We start from the raw sequence: 6610 nt of genomic DNA, 5'->3' as shown, positions 1-6610 counted from the left end.
AGAGGTCCCTTCAGAGGGGAGCACCCAATCATCGCCCAGCGGCAGCGTCAATCACCCCGATCGGGCAATCCAAAGCATTCCGCGCAAGTCAAGGCCGGGCACGGCGATCCTCTCGTGACGCTCACGACGCAACGCAGTTAGCGCAGGAAATTACGGAGCACGTGCGCGCCGCCGCGGCCCAGGCAGCCGGTGGCGCAACGGCTGAGGCAGTTGGTGGTGATTTTTGTTCAATTTGGCCCCAAGCCAAGCCCGTTCTGGGATTCGTGGCGGGCATCGTCGCATTTATTCCCGGACTTGGCACAACAGCAGGAGCTGTCCTGCAGGGCCTCATAAAGGTCGGAGATCAAATCTCCGCTGAGGTGTGCCGTCAGCAGTAGGCCTCCAGACGGTGCAGCCAAGATTGCGTGGGACAAGGGTTCGCGCCGCCATTCGAAACCCTGCCAAACGAACCCTGCCAAGTCGGTCGGGACTTAGTCCTTTCGGCAGCATTGTGGATCTTATGATCAGCGTTGCGCGGGGAGCTGGCCTCCCCGCTAACAAGCGCTGACAGCCGCCTGACCAACGTTTGAGGTTCTCAGTTCCCGAATATGCTGAAGAGCCCGCCGGGCCGCTGCTGCGGTGGAGGTGGCGGCGGTTGGGGCTGCGCCGGCGGCTGCTGGTATTGCGGCTGCTGCTGCGGCGGCGGACGCGGGGTAGCCTGCTTCTGCGCCGGCGGTCTCTTCTGTGCCGGCGGTGGGGCCGGCTGTTTCGGCAGATCGGGCGCCGCGTTGACGATGGTCTGCTCCGGCCCTTTGCAGTCGGTCAGCCAGATGTCATAGATCGGATGCTCGACACCGTGCAGGCCCGGACTCGCTGCAAACATCCAGCCCGAAAAAATCCGCTTCACCTCGCCCTGTAGCGTGATCTCGTCGACCTCGACAAAGGCATCGGTGTTGGCGGCTTCCGTCGAGGGCCGCGTGTAGCAGGCGTCCGTCTTCACGCGGAGCGCGCCGAACTGCACGGTCTCGCCGATATCCTCCTCGAAATTGATGATGCGCCCGGTGATCTTGTCGAGCCCGGAGAAGGTCGCCTTCTTGTTCGCGATCTTGGTCGACGGCGGCTCGCTCACCACCTCGTCGCCGGGCTGGAGCGTGGCCGGCGTCTGCGGCACGCTCTTGGGCTGGCGCTGTCCGGGCGGTAATCCCGGCAACGGATTGGCGCCGGGCGGCGCATTGGCGACATTAGGAGGAGCCCCGGGCGACGGCGGCTGCACCGCGACCGCGGGCGGCGCATTCGGAGGAGGCCCCTGGGTGCCCGGCGGTGGCGCCAGAGGCTGTGACTGGAAGCTGCCCGGTGGCGGCACCCCCTGCCCCGGCGGCGGCCGGTTCGGCGTCGGCAACAATCGGCCGCGCGGCAATTCCGGCACTTCCTCCTCGTCCTCGGGAGCCGCTTGCTGGCCGCCACGCGGAATCGCGCCAGGCGGGCGCGGGGCGGGATCGGAGAAAATAGTACCGATCTGCGCGCGCGCGGGCGGCGCAAGCGGGAAGGTTGAGGCGGCGATCACGGCCGCAAAGCCAGTCAGGGCAACGGTTCGGAGCATCTCGCGCGGCTTCAAGGAACGAATCGGGCTTTGAACATACTAATCAATTATTGGCTACATGCCGCTCGCAGGATCACCGGTTAACACGCCGAATACGGCGGGGAAAGGGCGGGCTTCCGCCACTGGTCAGGCTCCCTGCCCCATGAAATAGTTCCGGCTCTCGCCGGGGTCTGCGGACCGCCACGCGGAAAACAGCAAAAAATCCGGAAAGCGGATGATCCAGAGGAAGCCCATCCAATATGCCTATCGTTCTCGATCCCGATGCCGCCGCCGTCTTCAAGGCCTTTCAGGAGGCCGGCCGGCCCGCTTACGAAACGCTGACCGCCCCCGAAGCGCGTGCGTATTATTCGCAGGCCCGCTTTGTCAGCAATCCCGAGCCGCCGGAACTGGCACAGGTCGAACCGCTGTCGATCCCCGCGCCCCACGGCACGATCCCGGCGCGGGTCTACAGGCCCAAGAAGCTGCGCCAGAACGACGGGCTGTCGGCGGCGCTGGTGTTCTTCCACGGCGGTGGCTGGGTGATCGGCGATCTCGACACCCATGATGTGGTCTGCCGGAAGCTTGCCGACGAAGGCGAGCTGATCGTGATCTCGGTCGACTATCGTCTCGCGCCCGAGCACAAATTCCCTGCGGCCGTCGACGATGCCGTCGCCGCAACGAAATGGGTGGCGGCATACGCGAGGCAGCTCGGCATCGACGCGGCGCGCCTTTGCGTCGGCGGTGACAGCGCCGGCGGCAATCTCGCCGCGGTCGTGTCGATCGCCGCGCGCGACGGCAACGGTCCTGCGATCGCGGGACAAGTGCTGATCTATCCGGCGGTCGATTTCGGGATGACGCATCCCTCGCACAGCGAGCCGGAGACCAGCATCCTCCTCACGCACTCCGTCATCCGCTGGTTTCGCGATCACTATCTCAGCAGCGCTGCCGACGCGCATGATTGGCGCGCTTCGCCGGCGCGGGCGACGACCCTGATCGGCGTGCCGCCGGCCTATGTGCTGACCGCCGGCGCCGATCCGTTGCGCGATGAAGGCGACGAATATGCCGAACGCCTTAAGGCAGCCGGAGTGCCCGTGACCTACAAGCACTTTCCCGGCCAGTTCCATGGCTTCTTCACCATGGGCAAATTGCTCAACCAGGCCAATGTTGCAGCGACCGATATCGGCGCGTGGCTGAGGCAGCTCGACGCGTAACCGAACGGGCGACCGGTCAAGGTAACTAAGTTCACGCAGGGAAACCGGTCGATGTTCATTCGACTTTAATGTTCGCCATCAGGCGCAAGCCAACACCTTTAATGACCCGCAATGGCAACTCAATATCCTCGGCCTTGAGCTTGGCGCGGAGGCGAGTGAGGGCGGCGTCCAGGGCACGGCTTTCTGGGTCTGGCTCAATATCTCCAAAGAGTCCGGCGATCTCTTCGCGCGATACCGTGATATTCGGGCGGGTTGCCAAGTAGTCAAGCAACACCAGCTCTCGGCCGGATAGCCTGACAAATCGTCCCGCTGGGTCATGGAGCGTCTGGCGGGCTCGATCGAGACGTAACGTGCTGCTGGAATTCCCAACGGCACGATTAACCTGCTGTCTGCCGCGTCGTGCGAGATTCTCGATGGCCAGCGCCAATTCCTCACTATCGACGGGCTTGGTGAAGTAGAGATGCGCGCCATCGCCATATCCGCGCAAGCGATCCTCTCGTTCCTTGCGCGCGGTCAGCATAATGATGCCCATGTCCTCACGGGCCGAAAGTTCGGCCGCGAGATCAAATCCACTTGTGTCCGGCAAGTTGATGTCAAGCACGGCGACGTCAAAGCGCGCTTGACGCAGCGCTCTGTAAAATTCGATGCCGGAAGCCGCCTCGGTCACCCGCATACCGCGAAGGCGCAGATAATCCGCGATACTCTGGCGAAACTCGCTGTGGTCTTCCACAAGCAGGATGCTGACGTTCCGGGAGACGATCGGCCTCTCGGATTCCCGTATGAATGAATTCTCAGTCATCATAAAGAACTAGACCAGGAGTGGTGAAGAAGATTCTACGATGTTAGCAGCAGTGCTATTGCTATTTGCCCCAGCCAAAACAATAACAATTTTGACGAACGCTGCACGAGAGCGGTGGACGGCTCCCGTTCGGCGTGGCACGCGCCATTGCCTCTCGCTGTGGCTGTCAGTGCTGACATTTTGCATTCTCTCCGTCAGCGCGGAAGCTGCTTCCCACCTTCCAGCTATCGGGGGGAACGTGGCCGTGCTGACTGATCCTTCATCGACTCTGACGCTGCAGGACGTCCTGACGCCGGCCCGCCAAACGGAATTCCGTCCCGTTTCCGGCCAGAACATCAACTTTGGCTACATCGGTCATGCCGCATGGCTCCGACTGACCTTACCCGCCCCGGTCAATGCCGAAGGCATTCTATCCCTCACACCGAACTTTATTGACACGATCGACATCTACGTCGCCAAGCCAGGTACTGGATCCTCCAAGAACGACTTTACCCTCCATGAGGCGGGCGATCATCGGCCACTCCCGCACGATAGCTTTTCCGGGCTGGACAATGCGGTACGGCTCGAGTTCGCCGCGGGCGAAAAGACCATTGTCTATATCCGCCTGCTGAATACCAACTCGTCCACCCAGCTGAATCTGAGACTCGAAACAGTCCAGGGCCATACGCGGTCGGCCGCCCTCGTCGGCGGAATCTATGGCGCCTGGTTCGGTGGCATGAGCGTGTTGTTCGTCATTCACCTCGTGTTCTTTTGCTTCGACCGCAAAAGGCAGTATCTGCTCGTGGCCCTCAGCACACTTGGTGTGATGTTGGTCTACGCGGGCAATCTCGGGCTCAGTCATGTGTTATTGTTCCGTGGCACCGGGTGGGCCAACGATCTCTTTCTAGGCTTCAACGCCTGGATGGGGTTGGCATTTAGCGCTCTCGCCTGTTCGAGCCTGCTTGATCTGCGAAGAAAATCGATCTGGCTTCACGGGCTTTACCTCGCCTACGCCGCCATAGGGATAGTGGGCATCGGATTCGCGTTCGCGGGACGCAACCTCGTCTTCGGTCCTATCGGCTCGTCGGTGAGCATGCTGGCCGGAATCGTCAACTTCCTTTTAGGCTTGTGGTACCTGAACGAAGACGGGGCGGTCAGTCGACTTCGAGCTGCCGCATTCACGGCCATCGCCCTAGGCCTTCTCATCACCCTTCGAGACCGATTGGGCTTCGACCTGATGCCGGAATGGAGTTATCACGCCTACGGCGTTTCGGGTCTGATTATGACGATTCTGCTCACTGGCTCGCTGGCGGTGTGGCTACGAAAGGCCGAAGCCCTCTCACTCGCGCAAGCGGCCGAGAGGCGCGTCGCGGAGGAAGCCCTGCAAGCTGAAATGCAGTCGCAATTCCGGCAGGTCCGCTTTCTGGAAGTCGTATCACACCAGTATCGCGCATCTCTCGCGGCGATCCGCTCCAGCGTCGACAGCCTCGGCCTTTCACTGGCAAAGAGTGATAAGGCGAACCATGACCGCATCATGCGCATACGACGCTCGGTAGCGCAATTGGTGGAAGTTCTTGAGACCAATCTCGCACGCAGCCGCCTGCAGGGGCCTGCCTTTCGAGCTCGCCTCGCGCCGGCAACTGCCAGGTCCATTGTCGTCGCCGCACATCAACGCAGCCGCGACCTGCTGACAGGTCCGGAGATCGACCTTCATATTGCGCCCGATGCCGCCGATATCAAACTCGCTGCTGATACGGATATGCTCGAACTCGCAATCCTCAACGTGTTGGAGAATGCCGTCAAATATGCCGCCCTGAAGGGTGCCTCCCCGATCGCGTTATCGCTCGATAAGACGACGGATGGCATCGCGATAACCGTAACCGATCATGGCATAGGTATTCCGGAGCGTGATCTCCCTCATGTGTTCGAGAATTCCGTGCGCGGCTCGAATGCGAAGGGGACTGACGGTTCAGGGCTTGGCCTCTTCCTCGTTGCCAAGATTGCAACTGCGCATGGCGGTTCAGCCACCGTACAAAGCCGAGAATGCGAAGGCACCACGGTACGAATCACTTTGCCCGCTCGCGAGGCCTGAGCAAAGTTCAAGTGTATCTCGAGCCCGATGCCACCTGACCATTGCGTCGGTGTGAATCTACTCCGTCGCGAGTGTTGTGAATTCGCCACGGTTTTCTTGCGTTCCGTTTCGTTGCGCTACCAACGTTACGATTGGTTTCTAAGGTTTTCCTGGGGCTTCCGCTATTTTCCCCCAATGCGGCTCGGGCTTGCACATTGCGCGCGAGAGGCAGCTCAGGCGCGGGACTCGGGGGCAAAGAGTGGGCGCGAAGTATCCGGCGGAATTGCGCGACGATGACGCGTTGCGGGCAAGGCGCGCTGGGGTTGGCGCGCGCGCATTATTCGTCGCGCTCATTCTTACGGTTTTCGCCATGTGCGGGCAGGCTCATGCACTGTCGGCGGGATGTAGCGCTGTTGCAGGCGGCGCGCTGAGCGGAAGCAGTCAAAGCATTACATACGGCCCAGCTACGTTCGAAGCGGGAGAAACAATATCGTTTGTCAACAACTCAACTCTCTACACCAACACAATTCTAGCGAACCTTACGACAGGCGATTCAATAAATACGCCATCGACTACGGGAAGTTTGGCTATCAACTCCTCAGGGAGTCAGACGTTCAATTTGTACACGGGCGTCAGTGTGGGGCCCGCTATAATTGACGTCCGTGCAACGTGCAGCGGCCCAGCTTCGGCCCCGCTCACGCTCTCGCCTGCTGCCGGCACGTTAACTGTGGGAACTGTGGGATATGCTTACAGTCTAGCTCTCAGTGCCTCGGGTGGTACCGGCCCGTACACCTTCGCGATCACCTCGGGATTGCTCCCGGATGGCTTGACGCTCAACGCTGCGTCCGGCGCCATCACCGGGACACTGATCTTCCCCCGAAAAAGTGGACGGGTTTAAGCAGCTTTTAGCTCCATCTCGATCGGCGCGACATATCCGATGGCGGAATGGAGCCTCGTTCGATTGTAGAAGCCTTCGATGAAGGCGAAGATGT

The 6610-nt window shown here is 61.1% G+C and carries 5 protein-coding genes; 3 read left to right on the top strand and 2 right to left on the bottom strand.

Annotation, left to right across the window (positions count from 1 at the left end; all coding sequences use genetic code 11):
* Positions 1 to 574: 574 nt before the first annotated feature.
* The gene (locus ACZYOF_RS41325) at positions 575 to 1579 is read right to left on the bottom strand and encodes a DUF2155 domain-containing protein (protein ID WP_463719343.1); all 1005 of its coding nucleotides are present in this window, start codon (positions 1577 to 1579) and stop codon (positions 575 to 577) included.
* A 239-nt stretch (positions 1580 to 1818) separates the two neighbouring features.
* Here ACZYOF_RS41325 and ACZYOF_RS41320 point away from each other — a divergent pair, with 239 nt between their 5' ends.
* The gene (locus ACZYOF_RS41320; RefSeq protein WP_463719342.1) at positions 1819 to 2769 is read left to right on the top strand and encodes an alpha/beta hydrolase fold domain-containing protein; all 951 of its coding nucleotides are present in this window, start codon (positions 1819 to 1821) and stop codon (positions 2767 to 2769) included.
* Between the two features lie 55 nt (positions 2770 to 2824).
* On the opposite strand, the gene ACZYOF_RS41315 is transcribed toward ACZYOF_RS41320, so the two are convergent.
* A complete protein-coding gene (locus ACZYOF_RS41315; protein ID WP_463719341.1) occupies positions 2825 to 3568 on the bottom strand; it encodes a response regulator transcription factor in 744 nt (247 codons plus the stop codon).
* A 244-nt stretch (positions 3569 to 3812) separates the two neighbouring features.
* On the opposite strand from ACZYOF_RS41315, the gene ACZYOF_RS41310 reads away from it, so the two are divergent.
* Positions 3813 to 5639: a sensor histidine kinase gene (locus ACZYOF_RS41310; RefSeq protein ID WP_463719340.1), complete on the top strand. Its 1827-nt coding sequence runs from the start codon at positions 3813 to 3815 to the stop codon at positions 5637 to 5639.
* A 349-nt stretch (positions 5640 to 5988) separates the two neighbouring features.
* Positions 5989 to 6516 carry a putative Ig domain-containing protein gene (locus ACZYOF_RS41305; RefSeq protein ID WP_463719344.1) on the top strand — a complete coding sequence of 176 codons (528 nt, stop codon included), beginning with the start codon at positions 5989 to 5991 and terminating at the stop codon, positions 6514 to 6516.
* The last annotated feature ends 94 nt before the right edge of the window (positions 6517 to 6610 follow it).

Source organism: Bradyrhizobium sp. LeoA1Lang, assembly GCF_055413685.1.
The sequence above is the reverse complement of the archived record's forward strand: the minus strand, read 5'-3'. Positions and strand labels throughout refer to the sequence as shown.

Bases quoted from the DNA above. Each gene is read 5' to 3' on its own strand.
- ACZYOF_RS41320 (WP_463719342.1), top strand. From the start codon at position 1,819: ATGCCTATCGTTCTCGATCCCGATGCCGCCGCCGTCTTCAAGGCCTTT.
- ACZYOF_RS41325 (WP_463719343.1), bottom strand. From the start codon at position 1,579: ATGCTCCGAACCGTTGCCCTGACTGGCTTTGCGGCCGTGATCGCCGCC.
- ACZYOF_RS41315 (WP_463719341.1), bottom strand. From the start codon at position 3,568: ATGACTGAGAATTCATTCATACGGGAATCCGAGAGGCCGATCGTCTCC.
- ACZYOF_RS41305 (WP_463719344.1), top strand. From the start codon at position 5,989: ATGTGCGGGCAGGCTCATGCACTGTCGGCGGGATGTAGCGCTGTTGCA.